This is a genomic window from Bradyrhizobium xenonodulans (assembly GCF_027594865.1).
Lineage (GTDB): Bacteria > Pseudomonadota > Alphaproteobacteria > Rhizobiales > Xanthobacteraceae > Bradyrhizobium > Bradyrhizobium xenonodulans.
On the sequence record NZ_CP089391.1, the window covers coordinates 5,508,106 to 5,529,099 of the forward strand.

A 20,994-nucleotide genomic window follows, 5' to 3' on the forward strand; every position below is an offset into this window, starting at 1 on the left:
CAACCTCCACGATCTTATGCCCGAGCTTGTCGCGCCGTCAACGTGAACGCGCAGGCGCGCACGCGCACAATTGCGGTTCCGGGCGCCGGAACCGCCTGAAAGACCTGCGACAAATGGAGATCGCGTCAAACGCCTGACGATCGACGTCAGCGATCGCATCCGCCTTTCGCGCCACTTCAAGAGCGGCGCAAAAAGCAAAGGACCCGCGCTACCTGCCCTGCCAGTTCGGCGTCCGCTTGTTGAGGAAAGCGTCCATGCCCTCGCGGAAATCCTCGCTCATATAGGCATTGAGGATCAGGTCCTCGCCCTCTTCGCGCGACAGCGTACGGCGGATGCGGCGCACCGCCTCCTTGGTCGCTTCGAGCGTGAGCGGTGCATGGCTTGCGACCAGCTTTGCTGTGTCGTCGGCGCGGCGCTGGAGCGTCTCGACGTCGGGCACGATTTCGTTGAGCAGGCCGAGCGACAGCGCTTCCTGTGCCTCGACGAGGCGTGCCTTGAAGATCAGATCCTTGGTCCGGGCGGGACCGACCAGTGCGACGACGCGGCTGATGTTCGACATCGACAGGCAGTTGCCGAGCGTCCGCGCGATCGGAAAGCCGATCCGCGTCGTCTCGGTCCCGATGCGCAAGTCGCAGCAGGCCGCAATGCCGGCGCCGCCGCCGGTGCAGGCGCCCGCGATCGCCGCGATCACGGGCACGCGGCACTGCTCGAGCGTGCCGAGCACGCGGTCGATGCGGGCCTCGTAGTCGAGCGCGTCCTGCGCGGTCTTGAAGGCGCGGAACTGAGAAATGTCGGTGCCGGAGGCGAAGGCCTTGTCGCCGGCGCCGGTCAGGATCAGCGCCTTGATCGAGCGATCGGCGTTGATCTCCTGGCAGATCTCCGCCATGCGGTCATACATGGCGAAGGTCATGGCGTTGCGCGCCTGCGGGCGGTTGAAGGTGATCCGCGCGATGCCATCCTGGACGGAGTAGAGCAGGTCTTCGCTGGTCGTCGTCGGTGCGTTCATTGCGCGCTCACTTCAGTGTTGTTGATTTTATGCAACCTGGGCCTTGGCCATCGGCACCGCGTCACGTCCCTTCAGGACGTCCATGGCCGCCAATACGCCGCCGCTCCGGTGCGGAATCTTTGCAAGATCGAGGCCCATCTCGACGCCGGCGAGCGTGCCCATCAGCATCAGATCGTTGAAATGACCGATATGGCCGATGCGGAACACCTTGCCCTTGACCTTGTTCAGGCCGGTGCCGAGCGACATGTCGAAGTTTTCCAGCACCACCTTGCGGAAGGCGTCGGCGTCGTGGCCATCAGGCACGCGCACGCCGGTCAGCGCCGGCGAATGCGCGGCGGGATCGGCGCACTGCGTCTCGAGGCCCCAGACCTTGACCGCGGCGCGCGTCGCCGCGCTGTGGCGCTTGTGGCGGGTCCAGACGTTTTCCAGCCCCTCCTCTTCCAGCATCTTGACTGCTTCGCGCAGGCCGTAGAGCAGATTGGTCGCGGGCGTATATGGGTAGGTGCCGAGCTTGTTGAAGCTGATGACCTCCTGCCAATCCCAATAGGAGCGCATGCCGGGGTTGGCCTTCGCGACCGCCAGCGCCTTCTCCGAGACGGCGTTGAAGCCGAGGCCCGGGGGCAGCATCAGGCCTTTCTGGGATCCCGCGACCGAGACGTCGATGCCCCAGGCATCGTGCTCGTATTCCATCGAACCGAGGCCGGAGATGGTGTCGACCATGAGCAGCGCCGGATGCTTGACGCGGTCGAGCAGCTTGCGCACGTCGAGCGGCGCCGTCACGCAGCCGGTCGAGGTCTCGTTGTGGACGACGCAGACCGCCTTGATCGCGTGCTGCTGGTCGGCGGCGAGCCGGTTCTCGATCTCGGCGAGGTCGGCGCCATGGCGCCAGTCGCTCGGGATGAAGTCGACGTCGAGCTTGAACTTGTCGGCGATGCCGCGCCACAGCACGGCGAACTGGCCGGTCTCGCACATCAAGACCCTGTCGCCGGGCGAAAGCACGTTGACCATCGCCGCTTCCCAGGCGCCGGTGCCGGACGAGGGGAAGATGATCACGGGCTGCTTGGTGCGGAACACCCGCTGCATTCCGGCCAGGACGGCGAAACCGAGCTCCGCGAACTCCGGACCGCGATGGTCCAGCGTCGGCATGTCCATCGCCCGCAGCACCCGGTCGGGCACGTTGGTCGGTCCTGGAATCTGGAGAAAATGCCTTCCAGTATGCACGGTCATCGGCGTCCTTCCCGGTCTTGCCTTGGTTTTGATGGCCGCCGAATAGCACCATTTGACTGGCTTGTCCCCTCTCCTAAAGGCGTCTTCCATGCATAACCGGCGGCCTTGCTCCGGGCGCGCTCCCCCTATTCCGCGGCCACCACCCGCCCCGAGGGAACGCTCCCCTCGGCCTCCGTGAACGGCCGCTCGGGATGCATCAGGAAGGCCGAGAAGCCGCCGAGCAGCAGCAGCCCCATCGACATCAGGAACGGCAGGTACCAGTTGCCGGTGGCGTCGATCACGAAGCCGGCAACCAGCGGGGAGACGATCGCGGCGAAGGCCGAGCCGGTGTTCATGAGGCCTGAGGCGGTCCCTGAATATTTCGGGGCGATGTCCATCGGGATCGACCACATCGGGCCGATCACGAGCTCGGCGCAGAAGAAGCCGGCCGACAGGCACAGTGCGACGATCGTGATGTCGTGGACGAACAGGATCGGAAACAGCGAGAGCAGCGCGCCCGTAAATCCCGTAACCGTGACGCTGAGCCGCGCCAGGCGGACATTACCGGTACGGTCGAGGATCTTGTCCGAGAGCACGCCGCCGACGCTGTCGCCGACCACGCCGGCGAAGAACACGCCGGAGGCGAACAGCGCCGAGTTCTTGATGTCGAGACTGTAGTTGTTCTTGAAGAACAGCGGCAGCCAGTTGAGATAGAGCCACAGGCACCAGCCGTAGCAGAAATAGGTCAGCGTCACCGGCCACATGCGGCCGAGCAGCGGGCCCCAGGGCACGCGCGGCCGCTCGCCGGTCGGGCGCGGCGGCAGCGCGGCGAGCTCGGCCTCGGTAATCGAAGCATGCTCCTTCGGCTCGTTGCGGAAGTACCAGACCCAGACGACGCCCCAGATCAGGCTGACGAAGCCGAGCACGACGAACGCCCCGCGCCAGGTCAGCCACAGGATCAGCAGTGCGACCACGGGCGGCGTCACCGCATTGCCGAGCCGCGCGAAGGAATGCGTCAGTCCTTGCGCAAAGCCGCGGCGGTTCGCGGGCGTCCAGTATTGCATTGCGCGCGTTGCGGTCGGGAACGTCGCGCCCTCGCCGAAGCCGAGCGCGAAGCGGGCGACGAACAGCGCGGCCAGGCCATTGACGAAGCCGGTCGAGATGGTCGCCACCGCCCAGATCATTCCGCACCAGAACAGCGTCTTGCGCGGCCCGAAGCGATCGCCGACCCAGCCGCCGATCACCTGGAACAGCAGATAGGGGTAAGCGAAGGCGGAGAAGACGAGGCCGAGCTGGGTGTTCGACAGGCCGAGCTCCTTCTGGATCTCGCTCGCGGCGGTGCCGATGTTCACCCGGTCGACATAGGTGATGAAATACATCGCGCAGAGCATCGCCAGCACGACATGCGTGGCCTTGAACCTGATACCCATCTCCACCCTCCCTGTTTGCTTTTTTGTGATTGTCGCCTGCGTGCTTCGCGCGATCTAGGTGCCGACCACTTTCAGGTGTGGCGACGCATTGCCCTGCGGGCGCTGCTCCAGCAGCTTCATCGCGGCGTCGACGCCGCCGGCGCGGTACGGCACGCCCGCGACCGACAGGCCCATCTCCACGCCGGTGAGCGCGCCGAGCAGCGTCAGCGCGTTGCATTCGCCAAGATGGCCGATGCGGAAGACTTTTCCCGCGACCTTGGACAGGCCCGAGCCGAGCGACATGTTGTAATTGTCGAGCACGACTTTCCGGAACTGATCGGCGTCATGTCCCGGCGGCATCAGCACCGCGGTGAGCACGGGCGAGAACTCGGCCGGCTCCTGGCAGAGGATCTCGAGACCCCAATGATTGACGGCGGCGCGCGTCGCAGCAGCCAGCCGCTGATGCCGCGCGAACACGTTTTCGAGCCCCTCCTCCAGCAGCATCGCGATCGCCTCGCGCAGGCCGTAGAGCAAGTTCGTTGCCGGCGTGTACGGGAAGAAGCCGTTGGCGTTGGGCTTGAGCATCTCCTCCCAGTCGAAATAGGAGCGCGGCATCCCGTTGCTCTTCGCCGCCGCGCGCGCCTTCTCCGAGATCGCGTTGAAGCCGAGACCGGGCGGCAGCATGAAGCCCTTCTGCGAGCAGCTGACGCTGACATCGACCTTCCACTCGTCATGGCGGTAATCCACCGAGCCGAGCGAGGAGATGGTGTCGACCATCAGCAGTGCGGGATGGCCCGTGCGGTCGATCGCGGCTCGGATCTCGGCGATGCGGCTGGTGGCTCCCGTCGAGGTCTCGTTGTGCACGACCATCACGGCCTTGATCGCGCGCGCGGTGTCGTCGGTGAGCCTCGCCTCGATCACGGCTGGATCGGCGCCGCGGCGCCAGTCGCCCGGAACGAAATCGACCTCGATGCCGAAGCGCCCCGCCATCTGCCGCCACAGCGTGGCGAAATGGCCGGTCTCGACCATCAGCACCTTGTCGCCCGGCGACAGCGTGTTGACGATCGCGGCCTCCCAGGCGCCGGTCCCTGAGGAGGGGAAGATGATGACCGGGCCCTTGGTCTGAAAGATTGTCTGGCTACCTTCGAGCACGGCGCGGCCAAGCTCGCCGAATTCCGCGCTGCGGTGGTCGATCACCGGCATATCCATGGCGCGCAGGACGCGCTCGGGGACCGGGCTCGGGCCCGGAATCTGAAGGAAATGGCGTCCCTGGTGCATGAAAATCTCCCTGGCGGCGGGTTCTGGCCGGCTCTGAACGCTATTTTGCATTCATTTTTTGTCCTTTCAATCGAAATTTGGTATTCGATTGTGGATGTCGACGCGACCAAACGGGCAAACTATTGTGCTGCAAATGAAATCCACGATTCCCGACACCGGGGTTCCGATCGCCCCGCCCGCTGCAAATGGCGGCGACCGCCAGGAGGCCTCGCTTCATGGCGAGATCCTGCTGCGGCTGCGCGACTACGTGGTCGAGGGCAACATTCCCGACGGCGCGCGCGTTCCCGAGCGGCAACTCTGCGAGATGCTCGGCATCTCCCGGACACCACTCCGCGAAGCCTTAAAGGTGCTCGCCGCCGAGGGCCTGATCGAGCTGCTGCCGAACCGCGGCGCGCGCGTGCGCCAGCTCAGCCAGCGCGACCTCGAGGAGCTGTTCGACGTAATGGCGGGGCTTGAGAGCCTGGCCGGGCGCCTTGCCTGCGAAGCCATTACGGACGCCGAAATCGCCGCAATCGAGCAACTGCATTACGAGATGTACGGCCATTACCTGCATCGCGACATGCACGGCTATTTCCAGGCCAACCAGCGCATCCACGAGAGCATCGTCGCGGCCGCGCGCAACGAGACGCTGAAGATCGCTTACGCCAACTTTGCCGGACGCATCCGCCGGGTCCGCTACTCCGCCAATTTCGCCCGCAAGCGGCAGCGCTGGGCGGAAGCCATGCGCGAGCACGAGGCCATCCTCGATGCCCTGCGCCGCCGCGCCGCCAGCGAGCTGAGCGACATCCTGTTCCAGCACCTGCGCAACAAGCGAGCGGCCGCAATCGAGCACCTGACCGAGCCCCAAGAGGACGCGCCGGCCTCGCCCTGAGGGCGATCGGCTTGCTCATTTTGAATTCATAATATAATCGATCAGGAAAGATAATGAATAACTCAGCAGGGCTGAGCCGCCTCGCTGAGGCAGTCCGGGATCAGGAATGACAAACGCCTCCTCGCTCGAACGGCGCCTGCGCGCGGAAATGATAGGCGACGTCCTGTTCGACGGCTTCAGCCGCGGCCCCTACGCCACCGATGCCTCGTTTTATCAAATCATGCCGGCCGGCGTGGTCGTGCCGAAGACCATGGACGAGGCCCTGCGGGCGCTGGCGATCGCTCGGGACGAGGGACTGAAGGTCACCCCCCGCGGCGGCGGCACCTCGCAGTGCGGCCAGACCGTCAATGACGGGCTCGTGGTCGATCTCTCCAAGCACCTCACCCGCATCCTGTCGCTCGACGTCGCGACCCGGACCTGCGTGGTCGAGCCCGGCATCGTGCTCGACGACCTCAACCGCCAGCTCAAGAAACACGGCCTGTGGTTTCCGGTCGACGTCTCCACCGCCTCGCGCGCCACCATCGGCGGCATGGCCGGTAACAATTCCTGCGGCGGCCGTTCACTTCGCTACGGCACAATGCGCGACAACACGCTGTCGATGGAGGCATCGCTCGCCGACGGCACGCTGAGCCGCTTCGGTGAGGTCTCGCGCGACCTCTCGGATCTCGACGCCGGCGACAGCACCCGCGCCCTGTTCCGCGACATGCTCGATCTCGGTACGCGCGAGGCGGATGAAATCGCGGCGCGCTTCCCAAAGGTGCAGCGCCGCGTCGGCGGCTACAATCTGGATGCGCTGACGCCGCGCAACGCGCGCAACAACATGGCTCATCTGCTGGTCGGCTCCGAGGGCACGCTCGCCTTCACCACCAAGGTCGAGCTGAAATTGTGGCCGGTGATCCGCAACAAGGCGCTCGGCATCTGCCATTTCGGCAGCTTCTACGAGGCGATGGACGCGGCCCAGCACCTGGTCAAGCTCAAGCCGATCGCGGTCGAGCTGGTCGATCGCACCATGCTGGCGCTCGGTCGCAACATCGCTATGTTCAGGCCCATCATCTCCGCCGCCATCAAGGGCGATCCGGATGCCGTGCTGGTGGTCGAATTCGCCGAAGAGGACCAGGCCGACAATCTCGCGCGGCTCAAGCAGCTCGGCGAGCTGATGGGCGATCTCGGCTTCGGCTGGAACAACGAGACGCGCAAATGGGGCGGCGTGGTCGAGATCACCGAGCCTGCGTTGCAGAGCGGCATCGCCGATTTCCGCGCCGCCGGCCTCAACGTCATGATGTCGATGAAGCAGGAGGGCAAGCCGGTCTCCTTCGTCGAGGACTGCGCGGTGCCGCTGCCGCATCTGGCCGACTACACCGCGCGCCTCAGCGAAGTCTTCGCCAGGCACGGCACCAGCGGCACGATGTACGCCCATGCCTCCGAAGGCTGCCTGCATGTGCGCCCTGTGCTGAATTTGAAGCTGGAGAAGGACGTCAAGGCGATGCGCGCCATCGCCGAAGAGGCCTTCGCATTGGTGCGCGAATACAAGGGCTCGCATTCCGGCGAGCATGGCGACGGTCTGGTGCGCTCCGAATTCCACGAGACCATGTTTGGCGAACGCCTCGTCGCCGACTTCAGGGAAGTGAAGCAGCGCTTCGATCCCGGCGGCGTTCTCAATCCCGGCAAGATCGTCGACGCACCCAAAATGGACGACCGCTCGCTGTTCCGCTTCAAGCCCGACTATCGCGTCGGCGAGCTGAAGACAAAACTCGACTGGTCCGCGTACCCCGGCGCCGGCGGCGGCTTTCAGGGCGCGGTCGAGATGTGCAACAACAACGGCGCCTGTCGCAAGCTCGAAGGCGGCGTGATGTGCCCGTCCTACCGCGCGACGCGCAACGAGAAGGACGTGACGCGCGGGCGCGCAAACACGCTGCGGCTCGCGATCTCCGGCCAGCTCGGCCCTGATGCGCTATCCTCCGACGAGATGATGGAGACGCTCAAACTCTGCGTCTCCTGCAAGGCCTGCCGCCACGAATGCCCGACTGGCGTCGACATGGCCAAGATGAAGATCGAGGTGCTGGCCGCGCGCGCAGCCTCGCGCGGCCTGACGCTGCGTGACCGCCTCGTCGGCTATCTCCCGCGCTATGCCGGCATCGCCGCGCGCTTCGCGCCGATCGCGAATTTGCGCAATCGTAGTCCGCTATTGCGAAAGCTGTTCGAGCGCTTTGCCGGCATCAGCGCACGCCGGGCACTGCCCGCCTTCCGCAGCGATGTCTTTGCGCCGCCGGCTGAAGCCGTCGGGCCGGAAACCGGCCGCGAGGTCGTGCTGTTCGCCGACACCTTCAACCGCATCTACGAGCGCGAGAACCTCGACGCCGCGCTGCGCGTGCTCGCGGCTGGCGGCTATCGGGTGCATCTGCCCAAGCCTGCGGGCGGAAGCCGCCCGCTCTGCTGCGGCCGCACCTTCCTGTCCGCCGGACTCGTCGACGAAGCGAGGTCCGAGCTCGATCGTCTCGTCGCCGCCTTCGCGCCTTTCGCCGCGCGCGGCGTGCCGATCGTCGGCCTGGAGCCGAGCTGCCTGCTGACGCTGCGCGACGAGCTTGCCTCACTGCGCAAGGACGATGACGCCAAGGCGGTCGGCGCCCATGCGCTGACCTTCGAGGAGTTTCTGGTGCGCGAGGCGGAAGCCGGCCGGCTGCAACTGCCGCTCGGCGCCGTCGCTGAGAAGGCTGTCGTCCACGGCCATTGCCATCAAAAATCCTTCGGCGCCTTCAAGCCGGTCGAGCAGGTGCTGCGCCTCGTTCCCGGGCTGAAGGTCGAGACCATCGAGTCCAGCTGCTGCGGCATGGCCGGCGCCTTCGGCTATGGTGCCGACACCTATGATGCCTCGATCGAGATGGCCGAGCTGTCGCTGCTGCCCGCCGTGCGACGCGCGGAACAGAACACGCTCGTCGTCGCCGACGGCACTTCATGCCGGCACCAGATCCACGACGGCACCCAGCGCGAGGCGCTTCACGTCGCGCGCGTGCTGGCCATGAGCCTCGACCGCGCCGCGCCCCAATCCACAACCACTCCCACGACAAAGGAAACCAGCCATGGCTGACCTCACACTCAACACCGCCCGCAAGATCCTCGACGCCGCCCTCGCAAAATCCACCGAGCTGAAGTTGAAGCCGCTGGTCGTCACCATCCTGGACGCCCGCGGTGTGCTCAAGATCGCCGCCGCACAGGACGACACCAGCCTGATGCGCGCCGAGATCGCGCACGGCAAGGCCTATGGTGCGCTCGCACTCGGCATGGGCTCGCGCGCGCTGTACCAGCGCGCACAGGAGCAGGCCTATTTCATCGACGCCGTGAACACCATCGCCAAGGGCGCGCTGGTGCCGGTCCCCGGCGGCGTGCTGATCATGGACGGCACGACCTTGCTCGGCGCCGTCGGCGTCTCCGGCGACACCTCCGACAATGACGAGGCCTGCGCGGTGGCGGGCATCCAGGCGGCGGGGTTGAAGGCCAACGCGGGGTAGCTCGTCATTCCGGGGCGCGTCGCGCTAAACCATCACCGTCACCCTGATGAGGTGGCCGCTTCTTCAGCGGCCCTCGAAGGGCGACGGCGCGGCTGCATCGCGGCCGTACACCCTTCGAGGCTTCAGGTGCGATGCTAGCCGCATCGCACCGCTTACACCTCAGGACGACGGACCGACCAGCAGCGCCCCTCTACCTTCCCGTCCAGACCGGCTTCCGCTTCTCGCCGAACGCCTTCAGCCCCTCCTTGGCGTCCTCGGTCATCGCGAGCAGCGCGATCTGGCTTTCGGTGTAGGCGATGCTCTCATCGAACGACATCGAGGCGATCGCGCGCATCGCATACTTGCCGCGGCGGATCGCGGTCGGGGATTTGTCGACGATGCGGCCGATCAGCCAGTCGACTTTGGCGTCGAGCTCGGCTGTGGGCACGACATAGTTGAGCAGCCCCGCCCCTTGCGCCGCTTTCGCGTCGAACGGCTCGCCCGTGAGCGCCCATTCGTTGACGAGGCGCGGCGGCGCGATGTTCTGCAACAGGCTCAGCACCTGCATCGGAAACACGCCGACCTTCACCTCCGGCAGGCCGAAGACAACATGATCGGCAGCAACCGCCATGTCGGTCATGCAGAGCAGGCCCATGCCGCCCGCCATGCAGACGCCATTGAGGCGCGCAATCGCCGGCTTGGTTGCGTTCTGCGACAGGCGCAGCAGATCGGCATAGTCGACATTCGGCTTGGAATGATCCATCGCGAACGCCGCGCCGGAGTTCTGCAAGTCCGCGCCGGCGCAGAACGCCTTGTCGCCGGCGCCGGTCAGCACGACGACGCGGACGTCCTTGTCGTCATGCGCGTCGCGATAGCCCCTGGTGATGCCGGCGATGACGTCACCGTTCAGCGCGTTGCGTTTCTCCGGCCGGTTGATGGTGATCCAGAACGCCTGCCCGCGTTTTTCAGTGATAACGGCTTGGGTATCGGTCATGGCACGCTCGCTTCCTTGCTCCCGTTTGGCAGCCATTTGCGGCAGCCCGGGCGACAGGTGCAAGGGCAATCTGCGACGCGGCGCCGCTTTAGCGCCTCGACACAAATTTGCAGACGATCGGCGCGCGAATGCGTCTCAGGCCGAGGCCGCTTTTTTGATCCAGACCTTGTTGTCGTGGAATGCGGCACCACCGATCGGCGCGATCGTGTCGGCTCCCGTCAGAGTATTAATGCCGCGGCCGCCGATATGATTCTTGTTGGGATGCACGGACTCCGCGATCAGCACACCACGCCGCACGCCCTCGAACAGCGTGGCAATCAGCGAAGTTTCGCCGCGGCTGTTGCCGAGCGTCACCGCATCGCCATCGACGATGCCAAGCACGGCTGCATCCAGCGGGTGAATCATCACACTGGCCTTGCCTTCGCGCGCCTGAGAAGACGGCGTCTCGTTGAAGGTGGTGTTGAGGAAGCTGCGCGAGGGGCTGGTGGCGAGCCGGAACGGATGAGCCTGGTCGCTATGCTCGATCACCGCCCAATGGTCCGGCAGATCGGGCATCTTGTCGAAATCGCCCATCGTCTGGCCGAACGGCGGATGCGCCCAATCCGCCCTGAAGTGGAATTTCCTGTCGGCATGGGCAAAGCCGTCGAGATAATGCGAGGTGCGGAAGTCCGGCTGCAGATCGCGCCAGAGGTCGGCTTCGAGGCCGCCAATGTCACCGTGGTTGCTCAGCTTCAAGGTCGCGTCGATCAACTCGCGCGGCGTCAGCTCGAAGCCCGGATGCCTGGCGCCAAGCCGCGGCGCCAACGCCTGCAACACCTCGTGGTTCGAGCGGCATTCGCCGGGCGGGTCGATCAGCTTCGGTCCGACCGAGATGTGCTGGTGGCCGCCGCCGTAATAGAGGTCGTCATGCTCCATGAACATGGTTGCCGGCAGCACGATATCCGCCATCAGCGCCGTCTCGGTCATGAACTGCTCGTGCACCGCGACGAACAGGTCCTCGCGCGCAAAACCCTCGCGTACCAGCGCCTGCTCCGGTGCCACCGTCATCGGGTTGGTGTTCTGGATCAGCATCGCCTTGACCGGACCCTTGCCAAGCAGAGCCTCGGCATCGCCGGTGAGGATGCGGCCGATCTGCGACTGGTCGAGCGCGCGCGTGGTCTTGTCGATCGCGTCGTGGCCCTCGATGATGGATTCGTTGAAATGCCACAGCGCGTAATTGTTGAAGAAGGCGCCGCCGCCTTCATATTGCCAGGCACCTGTTACCGCGGGAATGCAGTTTGCCGCATGCATTTGCGCTGCGCCGTTGCGCGAGCGGGTGAAGCCGTAACCGAGGCGGAAAAACGTCCGCTTGGTCTCGCCAACCGCCTTGGCAAAGGCCTCGATCTCCGCCGCCGGCACGCCACAGATCGCAGACGCCCATTCCGGCGTGCGTGTTTGCAGATGCGCCTCGAGCTCGGTGGGGCAGTCGGTGTATTTGTCCATATAGGTGCGATCGGCATAGCCGTCGCGGAACAGGACGTGCATCACGCCGCAGGCAAACGCGCCATCGGTGCCGGGGCGCAGGATGATCTTGATGTCAGCCTGCTTCATGGTCTCGTTGTCGTAGATGTCGATCGCCGCGATTCTGGCGCCGCGCTCCTTGCGGGCGCGCGCGGCGTGCGTCATCACGTTGACCTGGGTGTTGACGGGATTGGTGCCCCAGATCACGACGAGATCGGACAGCGCCATCTCGCGCGGATCGACGCCGGCGATCTTGCCGGTGCCGATCGCAAAGCCGATGCGCCCGACATTGGCGCAGATGGTCTGATAGAAGCGCGAATATCTTTTCACATGCGTGAGGCGATTGAGACCGTCACGCATCACCAGGCCCATCGTGCCGGCGTAGTAATAGGGCCAGATCGATTCCGCGCCGAATTCGCGCTCGGCCTGGTTGAAGCGCTCGGCGATCTCGTCGAGCGCCTCGTCCCACGAAATCCGTGCGAACTCGCCCGAGCCCTTCGCACCCGTGCGGCGCAGCGGATACATCAGCCGCTCGGGGTGATGGATGCGCTCGGCATAGCGGGCGACCTTGGCGCAGACGACGCCAGCCGTATAGGTCTGCTTTTTCGAACCGCGAACGCGGCCGATGCTACGGCCTTCGACCACCTCGACATCGAGGGCGCAGGCCGACGGGCAATCGTGCGGACAGGTCGAATGGCGGATCTCGATCTTGGCGTGCTGGTTCATGTCAATTTCGTAACACCAAAATACCTGTCAGCCGAGGGCATTTATCCGGCAGCGCCCATGCGATTTGCTCAAACCGCATGCGCCGCCGGTTCCTGCCGCGACCGCGAAATATGGCGTGGTCACACCGCAAATCGCGCGATATTCCCTGCCAAATCGGCCTTGTCAGGCGTCGACAGTCCGCACGCCCAGCCGCTACAGTACCGGCCAATAAAAACGACATCAGGGAGGTGGGCATGACAGCCCGAAGCTTCATGCCGGCGCTGGCCGCCGGCTTGCTCGCCATGTTCTCCGCAGCCCCGTCCCTGGCACAGGAATACCCTACCCACGCGGTCCGGATCGTCGTGCCCTTCGGCGCCGGCGGGCCGGCCGATGTCGCGGCCCGGCTGATCGGTAACGTGCTCCAGGAGAGCTTTGGCCAGCCCTTCGTCATCGAGAACCGCACCGGTGCGGGCGGCGTCATCGGCACGGTCGAGGCGGCAAAGTCGCCGGCCGACGGCTACACGCTACTGATGATGTCCAACACCCAGACCGCGAACGAATCGCTGCTGACGCCGGACAAGCGCAAATACGAGCTGATGCGCGACCTCGCGCCGATCGCGCCGGTGAACTATTCCGATCTCGTCATCGTCGTAAACCCGCAAGTGCCGGCGAAGACGCTTGCCGAGTTCATCGCGCTCGCCAAAGCGCAGCCCGGCAAGCTGAACTACGCCTCCTCCGGGCAGGGCACGCCCTATCACATGGCCGGCGAGCTGTTCAAAGCCATGGCCGGCATCGACGTCGTCCACGTCCCCTACCGCAACAGCGGCGAGGCGCGCAGCGGCGTGATCGGCGGACAGGTGCAGATGATGATCGATGCGGTGCCGGCGATGGCGCCGAACATCGGCGAGAACCAGGTCCGCGCTCTCGCGACAACGGGTCAGCAACGCTCGATCGTGCTGCCGAACGTGCCGACCGCCGGCGAGGCGGGTGTCGCGGGCTATGAGGCGACGATCTGGCTGGGCCTGATGGCGCCCGCGGGCACGCCAAAACCTGTCATCGACAAGCTCAACGCTGCCGTGAACGCGATGGTGAAGCGACCCGACATCATAAAACTCTGGACCGAGCAGGGTGCCGTACCCATGTTGATGACGCCGCAGGAGTTCGACGGTTTCCTGCGCGGCGACATCGAGAAATGGGCCGATGTCGTCAAGAAATTCGACAAGTCGTGAGGCCGTAGACCGGTAATGCCTGTCATTGAATTCCAGCTTAACGGCGCCGCGACGGCTGTGGACGCCGATCCGGATCAGACATTGCTCGACGTGCTGCGCGGCCGGCTCGGCATCACCGGCCCGCATTTCGGCTGCGGAGCCGGTGAGTGCGGCGCCTGCCACGTCATGGTCGACGGCCGCGCGATGGCCTCCTGCGACATGCCGATGTGGTCGGTCGCGGACAAGGACGTCGTCACGGTAGAAGGCCTCGGCACAGTGGACGCACCGCATCCTCTCCAACGCGCCTTCATCGCCGAGCAGGCCATGCAATGCGGCTATTGCGTCTCGGGCATCCTGATCAGCGCGGCGGCGCTGCTGAAGCGCAATCCGTCGCCGACGGAAGCGGAGGTGAAAGCGGCGCTCGATCGCAATCTGTGCCGCTGCGGGTCGCATAACCGCATGGTCCGCGCCGTACTAGGGGCGGCCTCGGAGATGGCAACGTCATGAGTGCACCGTCCCCTGCCCCGAAACTGCCGGTCAGCCTCGCCGCCAATCCAAGACTCTCGTCCTGGGTGACGTTCACCGGCGAAGGCCGTGTCGTGATCTCGCCCGGCAAGGTCGAGATCGGCCAGGGCATCGTCACAGCGCTGGCGCAGATCGCCGCGGACGAGCTCGATGTGGATATCGTCCGGATCGAGATGGTCCGCGCCTCGACGGCGACGAGCCCGAACGAAGGCGTCACCTCGGGCAGCCTGTCGATCCAGCAATCCGGCCGCGCGCTGCGCCACGCCTGCGCCGAGGTGCGCCGGCGCTTCCTCGTCGCCGCATCGGAACGCCTCGGCGTCGATGCCGCGCTGCTCGGTATCGATGACGGCACAATCTCGGGCCCCGGCAATGTCAGCACCAGCTATTGGGAGCTGGCTGATGACGTCTCGCTCGACCACGACGCCACGGCGGATGCGATAGCCAAGAGCGTCACCCAGCGCGGGCTCGCTGGACAATCCGTCCAGCGCGTCGACATTCCCGACAAGGTGTTCGCACGGCCGCGCTTCATTCATGACAGCACGCTGCCGGGCCTGCTGCACGGACGTGTGCTACGGCCGGACATCTCGGGCGCCAAATTGATCGCGCTCGACGAAGCGGCGGCGCGCGCGGTTCCCGGCCTCGTCGCGATCGCCCGCGACGGCGGCTTTGCCGGCGTGATCGCCGACACCGAAGCGGCGGCCGAGGCTGCGCTGAAGGCCCTGCGCAAGGGCGCGACATGGTCGGCCGGCGAGCCGCTGCCCGATGAAGATGATCTCGCCGGATTCCTGAAGAGGCAGCCGGTCGAAACGACCATCATCGACACCCGGACTGCGGACACGACGCCCAAGCACGCTCAAACCCTGCGACAGCAATACACCCGCCCTTACATCGCACATGCCTCGATTGCGCCGTCCTGCGCCATGGCCCGGTGGAACGGCGATCGTGTCCATGTCTGGACGCACAGCCAGGGCGTCTACCTGCTGCGCGCCGATCTCGCCATCGTGCTCAAATTGCCGGTCGAAAACATCGTCGTCGAGCACATGGAGGGCGCCGGCTGCTACGGGCACAATGCCGCCGATGACGTCGCGCTCGACGCCGTGCTGCTGGCGAAAGCCGCCGGTGGTCGTCCGGTCCGCGTGCAATGGTCGCGCCACGACGAGATGTCTCACGCGCCGTTCGGCGCGGCCATGGCGATCGAGATCGAGGCCGATCTCGATGCCGACAAGGAGATCGTCGGCTGGCGCCATGCGATCTGGAGCAACGGCCACGCGGCACGGCCCGGGCGCGCGGCGCAGCCCGCACTGCTCGCAGCGACCGAGATCGCAAACCCCTATCCGCGCATGATCTCGACCAACCCGCCGGCCGCCAATGGCGGCGGTGGCGACCGCAACTCCGTTCCGCTCTATGACTTTCCGGCCTGGACGATCACGAGCCACCGGCTGCTGACCATGCCGGTGCGCACCTCGGCGCTGCGGACTCTCGGCGGGCAAAGCAACGTGTTCGCCATCGAATCCCTGCTTGACGAGATCGCCGCGCTGCGCGACGAGGACCCGATCGCGTTTCGCCTGCGGCATTTGCGCGACGAGCGAGCAAAGGACGTCATCCTCGCCGCGGCGCGACGCGCGGCATGGAAGCCGCAGAAGCGATCCGGCATCGGTCATGGCATCGGCTTCGCCCGCTACAAGAACACGGGGGCCTATTGCGCCGCGATTGCCGAGATCGAAGGCACCGACGACATTCGCGTGACGCGGCTGACGCTCGCGGTCGATGTCGGCGAGGCCATCAATCCGGATGGCGTCATCAACCAGATCGAGGGCGGCGCGATCCAGGCGACGAGCTGGGTGCTGAAGGAGCGCGTCCGCTTCGACCAGACCCGCATCATTTCGACCTCCTGGACGGACTATCCGATCCTCACCTTCAGCGAGGTGCCGGTGGTGGACGTCGAGATCATCCAGCGGCCCGAGATCGAGCCGGTCGGCGCCGGTGAGGCCGCGCACGGCCCGGTGACTGCGGCGATCGCCAATGCAGTCTACGATTGCCTCGGTGTGCGCGTGCGAGACCTGCCGATCAAGCGCGACAGAATCATTGCAGCCATGGAGCTTGCATCATGACGACAGTGAACATCCTGAGCGGCGGCGCCGCGCAAGGACTGGTGCGCGGCCTCACTGAGCCCTTCAAGACGCAGACCGGATTCGGCATCGACGGCGCATTCGGCGCGGTCGGTGTGATGGCCGACAAGCTGCGCGCCGGTACGCCGGCCGATCTCGTCATCCTGACGCAGGCGCTCCTCGCAAAGCTTGCCCAGGAGAAGCTCGTCATCCCCTCCTCGATTGCGGATGTCGGCCGGGTCGAGACTGCACTGGCGGTTCGCAGTCGCGATCCCAAGGTCGCGGTGAAGACCGAAGCCGATTTGCGCGAGGTGCTGCGGGCAGCCAACGCGATCCACGTCCCCGACATGAAGGCTTCGACCGCGGGACAACATTTCGCAAAGGTGCTGGATCGGCTCGGCATCGCCTATGAGGTCGCATCGCGCCTCAAGATTTTTCCGAACGGCGCGACCGCGATGCGCGAGCTTGCATCGTCAACCGCGACGCATCCGATCGGCTGCACCCAGGCGACCGAGATCATCGCGACCGATGGCATCGCGCTGTCGGGGTCTCTGCCGCCGGGCTGCGAGCTGGTGACGATGTACACCGCCGGCGTGACAACGCGGGCCACGCATCCGAGCGAGGCGGCCGCACTCATCGCGCTGCTGACTGGCGCAGATCACAAGGAGCTGCGCCAGCGCGTGGGCTTTGCCGGCTAGATGCGGATGGCCGCCTATTTGTGCAGCTGGGTGAGGCCGGTCGGAGGGCCGTCGACCGCGGTCCAGCCGCCGTCGACGAACAGCGTGCTGCCGCTGACATAGCTGGCGGCGTCCGAGGCGAGATAGGCCACAGCGGTCGCGACCTCGTCGGCGCTGCTCCAGCGGTTGAACACGGTGTGGCCGGCGTAGAGATTGTAGATGTCGGGGCGCTGCTTGAACGGACCGGTCAGCGCGGTCTCGGCGATGCTCGGCGCGATCGCGTTGACGCGCACGCCGGCATGGCCGACCTCGGAGGCAAAGCCCTTCACCAAGAGGCCGATCGCGGCCTTGGTCGAACCGTAGACGCCAAGGCCCGGCTCGATCGTCACCGCGCGCACCGAGGAGCAGGCGATGATGCTGCCGCCCTTCTGCGCGACCATAATGCGGCCGAAGGCCTGGAAGAACCAGACTGTGCCCTTGACGTTGAGGTTGAGGACGCGGTCGAGATCCTCCTCGGTGTAGTCGAGGATGGTCTTGCGGATGTTGAGCCCAGGCGTCGTCACGGCGATATCGAGCCGTGGAAATTTCTGCATCACGGCCCTGGCCAGCGCATTGACGTCCGCAGCGCTCGCGGCATCGCAGCCAGCTGCTTCCGCCCAGCCGCCCTTGTCCCGAATGCCGGCGGCGGTCGCCTCCGCGGCGTCAAGCGCGCGATCGGCACAAACGACACGAGCGCCGAGCCCGGCCAGCGCCTCGGCCGACGATTTGCCGATGCCCGATGCGGCGCCGAGCACCACGGCCGTCTTGCCGGTGAGATCGAAGAGCTTGCGATAGTCAGTCACTGACAGAGTCTCCCTGTGTTGCTGCTATCCCTTGTAGCCCATCAGCAGGCGGGGCAGCCACAGCGAGAATGCGGGGACGTAGGTCACGAACATCAGAGCAGCGATCAGGGCGGCGTAGAACGGCAGGATGGTGCGCATCACCGCGCCGACCGAGATGCCGCCGATGGCGCAGCCCACGAATTGCGTGGTTCCGACCGGCGGGGTGTTCAGCCCCAGCGCGCAGTTGATCAGCATCAGCATGCCGAACTGCACCGGATCCATGCCTGCCTTCATCGCGATCGGCAGGAAGATCGGGGTGCAGATCAGGATGGTCGCCGCCATGTCCATGAACGTGCCGAGCACGAACAGGATGACGTTGATGAGCAGGAAGATGACCCAGGGCTGCGACGACACCTTGCTCATCATGGCGCCGGCGAGGTCGGCCACCTCATAGAGCCCCATCAAATACTGGAACATGGTGGAGACGCCGATCAGCAGCAGCACCACGCCCGTCGTCTTCACCGCCTTGGCCGCCGCCCGCAGGAAGTTCGGCAAGGTCATGGTACGGTAGATGAAGAACGTCAGCAGGATCGTGTAGGTGACCGCGACGGCTGCGGATTCGGTTGCCGTGAAGACGCCCGACAGGATGCCCGTCAGGATGATGCCGACGATCAGAAGGCCGGGCATTGCGGCCGCGAACGAGCGGAATACCTCGGCCCAGCCCGGGAATTTGCCGGCCGGATAGCCGCGCTTCACCGCGACCGCGTAAGCGGCGACCAGCATGCACACCATCAGCACCAGCGCCGGCAGGAGGCCGGCGGCGATCAGCGCGCCGATCGAGACCTTGCCGCCGGCGGCGAGCGCATAGATGATCATGTTGTGGCTGGTCGGCATCAAGGCTCCGACCAGCGAGGCGTGAGTGGTGACGTTGACGGCGTAGTCGGTGTCGAAACCTTCCTTTTTCATCATCGGGATCATCACCGCGCCCATCGCCGACACGTCGGCGACCGGCGAGCCGGAGACGCCGCCGAACAGCGTACAGGCGACCACGTTCGACATGCCGAGACCGCCGCGGATGTGTCCGACCAGATTCTTGGCGAGCTGCACGATCTTGTCGGCAACGCCGCCATGCAGCATCAGCTCACCGCTGAAGACGAAGAAGGGAATCGCGAGGAACGAGAAGATGTTCATCCCCGACATCATCTGCTGGAAGATGACGGCGACCGGCAGGCCTTCGTACAGGATGGTGCAGATCGCCGAGAGGCCGATCGCGAAGGCGACCGGGACGCCAAGGATCAGGAAGCCGAAGAAGGTGGCGCCGAGGATAATCAGTTCCATGAGGGGACGACCTCTTCGCCGCGCAGGAGAGCAATGATGTGCTCGATGGAAAAGGAGACGATCAGGACGCCGGAGGCAATCAGCGGCACGTAGCGGATGACCTCAGGCAGGCCGAGATTGGGGATATGCACGGTCCCGACCGACGCACCGAGAATCCAGCCATTGTAGACCATCGCCACGCCGAAAATCGCCACCAGAACGTGGATCACGAGTTCGATCTTCTCGCGCATGTGATCCGGGAGCATGACCAGCAGACTGTCCATGCCGATGTGCCCGGCATCGCGCACGCCGACCGCGGCGCCGATCAGCGTGACATAGAGGATCAGGACCAGCGCAAGGTTCTCGGTCCAGGTCGGGCTGGAATTGAGCACGTAGCGTCCGAACACCTGGTAGAACACGATGGTGACGATGACGAGCAGCCCGGTCACCGACAGATACATGCCCAAGCGAGCGACGACGGCATTGATTCGCGACAACAGGCCGGTCGACGGGCGCCCGGCGACCTCCTGCTCGTGGTCTGCGACATGTGGGTCTGTCATTCCAGCGTCTCCTTGCCAGCGTCTCCTTGCGAAGGTCCGGTGCCGCCTCGCGGCAACACCGGACCCCGACGCTTACAGTCTTACTTCGTGTCCTGGATGCGCTTGACGAGGCCCTTCAGCTTCTCGTCACCGGCGAACTTGTCGTACACCGGCTTCATCGCGTCGACGAATTCTGCCTTGTTGGCGATCGTGACGACCTGAACCCCGGCCGCTTCGACCGTCTTGCGGGAGGCCTGCTCGCGCTCGTCCCAGAGCTTGCGCATGACCGGCACCGATTCCTTGGCCGCCTTGCGGACCATCGCCTGGTCCTCCTTGCTCAAGGTGTCCCAGACCTTTTTGGACATCACGAGAACCTCGGGCGCCAGCGAGTGCTCGGTCACGTTGTAGAACTTGGCGGCCTCGAAATGGCGCGAGGATTCGTACGAAGGCCAGTTGTTTTCGGCAGCGTCCACGAGGCCGGTCTTGAGCGCGGTGTAGACCTCGCCATACGGCATCGGCGTCGGGTTGGCCCCGAGGCTCTGGATCATGCCGACCCACAGGTCGGACTGCTGGACGCGGATCTTCAGGCCCTTGAGGTCCGCGAGCGACTTGACCGGCGCCTTGACGGTGTAGATGGAGCGGGCGCCGCTGTCGTAATAGGCAAGGCCGACCAGGCCTGCGGGCTCCATGGCCGCCAGGATCTCGTCGCCGATCGGCCCGTCGAGGACGGTGCGCATGTGCTGCGTATCCCGGAAGACGAACGGCAGGCAGAGAGCGATGGTCTCGGGCACGAAGTTGTTGAGCGGCGATGAGTTGATCCGCATCATGTCGAGCGCGCCGATCTTGAGCTGCTCGATGGTGTCCTTCTCGGATCCCAGGGCGCCGTTGGGAAACACCTTCACGCCGAGCTTGCCGCCGCTCGCCGTCGCGAGCTGCTTGCCCATGAACTTGACGGCCTCGACGGTCGGATAATCGGCGGGGTGGACGTCGGCGGAGCGGAAATCGCGAGCAGTCGCCAGGGGCGCTGAGAGCGCCAGTGCAACGGCTGTGATGATACCGGTGAGTGTCTTCATCTAGGCTTCCTCCTGGGTTGATTATGTCGTTGTCGGCAAGTGCTGCGAGCCGCCTTGGGTCGCTCCACCTCAGTCGTGAAGTCAAGCGCCAATGTCGTCCCTAGGGCGGGCGGCATTCTCTGTCCAAGCCAAATCCGGCATCGATCAATGCAACAGTTGCATCGATCAATTTCTGGCGCAATTCGCATTATGGGGGGTAAGGCGGGCACGCTGACGTCGCCAGCCCGTGACTTGACGCCGGCAATCGAGGCCCCTCAAGATGACAGACACAG

General features: G+C 65.3%; 17 protein-coding genes. 7 read left to right on the forward strand and 10 right to left on the reverse strand.

Features of this window, described 5'->3' with window-relative positions; all coding sequences use genetic code 11:
• Positions 1–208: 208 nt before the first annotated feature.
• The 4 genes from I3J27_RS26215 to I3J27_RS26230 all read right to left on the reverse strand — a co-directional run bounded on the left by I3J27_RS26215 (position 209) and on the right by I3J27_RS26230 (position 4,899).
• Positions 209–1,006 (reverse strand): enoyl-CoA hydratase/isomerase family protein, encoded by a 798-nt coding sequence (locus I3J27_RS26215; RefSeq protein WP_270161784.1) that lies wholly within the window; start codon positions 1,004–1,006, stop codon positions 209–211.
• 27 nt (positions 1,007–1,033) lie between these two features.
• A complete protein-coding gene (locus tag I3J27_RS26220) occupies positions 1,034–2,233 on the reverse strand; it encodes a pyridoxal-phosphate-dependent aminotransferase family protein (RefSeq protein WP_270161785.1) in 1,200 nt (399 codons plus the stop codon).
• 125 nt (positions 2,234–2,358) lie between these two features.
• Positions 2,359–3,642 (reverse strand): MFS transporter, encoded by a 1,284-nt coding sequence (locus I3J27_RS26225; protein WP_270161786.1) that lies wholly within the window; start codon positions 3,640–3,642, stop codon positions 2,359–2,361.
• Between the two features lie 54 nt (positions 3,643–3,696).
• Positions 3,697–4,899 (reverse strand): pyridoxal-phosphate-dependent aminotransferase family protein, encoded by a 1,203-nt coding sequence (locus I3J27_RS26230; RefSeq protein WP_370691867.1) that lies wholly within the window; start codon positions 4,897–4,899, stop codon positions 3,697–3,699.
• A gap of 133 nt (positions 4,900–5,032) precedes the next feature.
• On the opposite strand from I3J27_RS26230, the gene I3J27_RS26235 reads away from it, so the two are divergent.
• The 3 genes from I3J27_RS26235 to I3J27_RS26245 all read left to right on the forward strand — a co-directional run bounded on the left by I3J27_RS26235 (position 5,033) and on the right by I3J27_RS26245 (position 9,276).
• Complete coding sequence (locus I3J27_RS26235; RefSeq protein ID WP_270161787.1) at positions 5,033–5,770, forward strand: GntR family transcriptional regulator; 738 nt, start codon at positions 5,033–5,035, stop codon at positions 5,768–5,770.
• Between the two features lie 106 nt (positions 5,771–5,876).
• Positions 5,877–8,855 (forward strand): FAD-binding and (Fe-S)-binding domain-containing protein, encoded by a 2,979-nt coding sequence (locus I3J27_RS26240; protein WP_270161788.1) that lies wholly within the window; start codon positions 5,877–5,879, stop codon positions 8,853–8,855.
• A complete protein-coding gene (locus I3J27_RS26245) occupies positions 8,848–9,276 on the forward strand; it encodes a GlcG/HbpS family heme-binding protein (protein ID WP_270161789.1) in 429 nt (142 codons plus the stop codon). Before I3J27_RS26240 ends, I3J27_RS26245 begins: the two co-directional genes overlap by 8 nt.
• A gap of 190 nt (positions 9,277–9,466) precedes the next feature.
• Here I3J27_RS26245 and I3J27_RS26250 read toward each other — a convergent pair whose 3' ends face one another.
• Complete coding sequence (locus tag I3J27_RS26250; protein ID WP_270161790.1) at positions 9,467–10,249, reverse strand: enoyl-CoA hydratase/isomerase family protein; 783 nt, start codon at positions 10,247–10,249, stop codon at positions 9,467–9,469.
• 135 nt (positions 10,250–10,384) lie between these two features.
• Entirely contained in the window at positions 10,385–12,475 is a 2,091-nt protein-coding gene (locus tag I3J27_RS26255) for a molybdopterin oxidoreductase family protein (RefSeq protein ID WP_270161791.1), read from the reverse strand.
• A 233-nt stretch (positions 12,476–12,708) separates the two neighbouring features.
• Here I3J27_RS26255 and I3J27_RS26260 point away from each other — a divergent pair, with 233 nt between their 5' ends.
• From I3J27_RS26260 to I3J27_RS26275, 4 genes are read left to right on the forward strand one after another with little or no spacing between them, the layout of a single operon-like run.
• Positions 12,709–13,683, forward strand: coding sequence for a Bug family tripartite tricarboxylate transporter substrate binding protein (locus I3J27_RS26260; protein WP_270161792.1), 975 nt, complete (start codon positions 12,709–12,711; stop codon positions 13,681–13,683).
• A 15-nt stretch (positions 13,684–13,698) separates the two neighbouring features.
• Positions 13,699–14,169 carry a (2Fe-2S)-binding protein gene (locus I3J27_RS26265; RefSeq protein WP_270161793.1) on the forward strand — a complete coding sequence of 157 codons (471 nt, stop codon included), beginning with the start codon at positions 13,699–13,701 and terminating at the stop codon, positions 14,167–14,169.
• On the forward strand, positions 14,166–16,298 hold the full coding sequence (locus I3J27_RS26270; protein WP_270161794.1) for a xanthine dehydrogenase family protein molybdopterin-binding subunit: 2,133 nt from the start codon (positions 14,166–14,168) through the stop codon (positions 16,296–16,298). The genes I3J27_RS26265 and I3J27_RS26270 overlap by 4 nt, the downstream gene beginning before the upstream one ends.
• Positions 16,295–16,993: a molybdate ABC transporter substrate-binding protein gene (locus I3J27_RS26275; RefSeq protein ID WP_270161795.1), complete on the forward strand. Its 699-nt coding sequence runs from the start codon at positions 16,295–16,297 to the stop codon at positions 16,991–16,993. Before I3J27_RS26270 ends, I3J27_RS26275 begins: the two co-directional genes overlap by 4 nt.
• 14 nt (positions 16,994–17,007) lie before the next feature.
• Here the strand turns inward: I3J27_RS26275 and I3J27_RS26280 are convergent, their stop codons facing one another.
• The 4 genes from I3J27_RS26280 to I3J27_RS26295 all read right to left on the reverse strand — a co-directional run bounded on the left by I3J27_RS26280 (position 17,008) and on the right by I3J27_RS26295 (position 20,722).
• Positions 17,008–17,814 carry an SDR family NAD(P)-dependent oxidoreductase gene (locus tag I3J27_RS26280; RefSeq protein ID WP_270161796.1) on the reverse strand — a complete coding sequence of 269 codons (807 nt, stop codon included), beginning with the start codon at positions 17,812–17,814 and terminating at the stop codon, positions 17,008–17,010.
• A gap of 24 nt (positions 17,815–17,838) precedes the next feature.
• Positions 17,839–19,131: a TRAP transporter large permease gene (locus tag I3J27_RS26285; protein ID WP_270161797.1), complete on the reverse strand. Its 1,293-nt coding sequence runs from the start codon at positions 19,129–19,131 to the stop codon at positions 17,839–17,841.
• On the reverse strand, positions 19,122–19,670 hold the full coding sequence (locus I3J27_RS26290; RefSeq protein WP_270161798.1) for a TRAP transporter small permease: 549 nt from the start codon (positions 19,668–19,670) through the stop codon (positions 19,122–19,124). The genes I3J27_RS26285 and I3J27_RS26290 overlap by 10 nt, the downstream gene beginning before the upstream one ends.
• Before the next feature lie 80 nt (positions 19,671–19,750).
• The gene (locus tag I3J27_RS26295; RefSeq protein ID WP_270161799.1) at positions 19,751–20,722 is read right to left on the reverse strand and encodes a TRAP transporter substrate-binding protein; all 972 of its coding nucleotides are present in this window, start codon (positions 20,720–20,722) and stop codon (positions 19,751–19,753) included.
• Positions 20,723–20,994 lie beyond the last annotated feature (272 nt).

Coding starts and splice junctions, on each gene's coding strand:
- I3J27_RS26215 (WP_270161784.1), bottom strand. CDS start 1,006: ATGAACGCACCGACGACGACCAGCGAAGACCTGCTCTACTCCGTCCAG.
- I3J27_RS26220 (WP_270161785.1), bottom strand. CDS start 2,233: ATGACCGTGCATACTGGAAGGCATTTTCTCCAGATTCCAGGACCGACC.
- I3J27_RS26225 (WP_270161786.1), bottom strand. CDS start 3,642: ATGGGTATCAGGTTCAAGGCCACGCATGTCGTGCTGGCGATGCTCTGC.
- I3J27_RS26230 (WP_370691867.1), bottom strand. CDS start 4,899: ATGCACCAGGGACGCCATTTCCTTCAGATTCCGGGCCCGAGCCCGGTC.
- I3J27_RS26235 (WP_270161787.1), top strand. CDS start 5,033: ATGAAATCCACGATTCCCGACACCGGGGTTCCGATCGCCCCGCCCGCT.
- I3J27_RS26240 (WP_270161788.1), top strand. CDS start 5,877: ATGACAAACGCCTCCTCGCTCGAACGGCGCCTGCGCGCGGAAATGATA.
- I3J27_RS26245 (WP_270161789.1), top strand. CDS start 8,848: ATGGCTGACCTCACACTCAACACCGCCCGCAAGATCCTCGACGCCGCC.
- I3J27_RS26250 (WP_270161790.1), bottom strand. CDS start 10,249: ATGACCGATACCCAAGCCGTTATCACTGAAAAACGCGGGCAGGCGTTC.
- I3J27_RS26255 (WP_270161791.1), bottom strand. CDS start 12,475: ATGAACCAGCACGCCAAGATCGAGATCCGCCATTCGACCTGTCCGCAC.
- I3J27_RS26260 (WP_270161792.1), top strand. CDS start 12,709: ATGACAGCCCGAAGCTTCATGCCGGCGCTGGCCGCCGGCTTGCTCGCC.
- I3J27_RS26265 (WP_270161793.1), top strand. CDS start 13,699: ATGCCTGTCATTGAATTCCAGCTTAACGGCGCCGCGACGGCTGTGGAC.
- I3J27_RS26270 (WP_270161794.1), top strand. CDS start 14,166: ATGAGTGCACCGTCCCCTGCCCCGAAACTGCCGGTCAGCCTCGCCGCC.
- I3J27_RS26275 (WP_270161795.1), top strand. CDS start 16,295: ATGACGACAGTGAACATCCTGAGCGGCGGCGCCGCGCAAGGACTGGTG.
- I3J27_RS26285 (WP_270161797.1), bottom strand. CDS start 19,131: ATGGAACTGATTATCCTCGGCGCCACCTTCTTCGGCTTCCTGATCCTT.
- I3J27_RS26290 (WP_270161798.1), bottom strand. CDS start 19,670: ATGACAGACCCACATGTCGCAGACCACGAGCAGGAGGTCGCCGGGCGC.
- I3J27_RS26295 (WP_270161799.1), bottom strand. CDS start 20,722: ATGAAGACACTCACCGGTATCATCACAGCCGTTGCACTGGCGCTCTCA.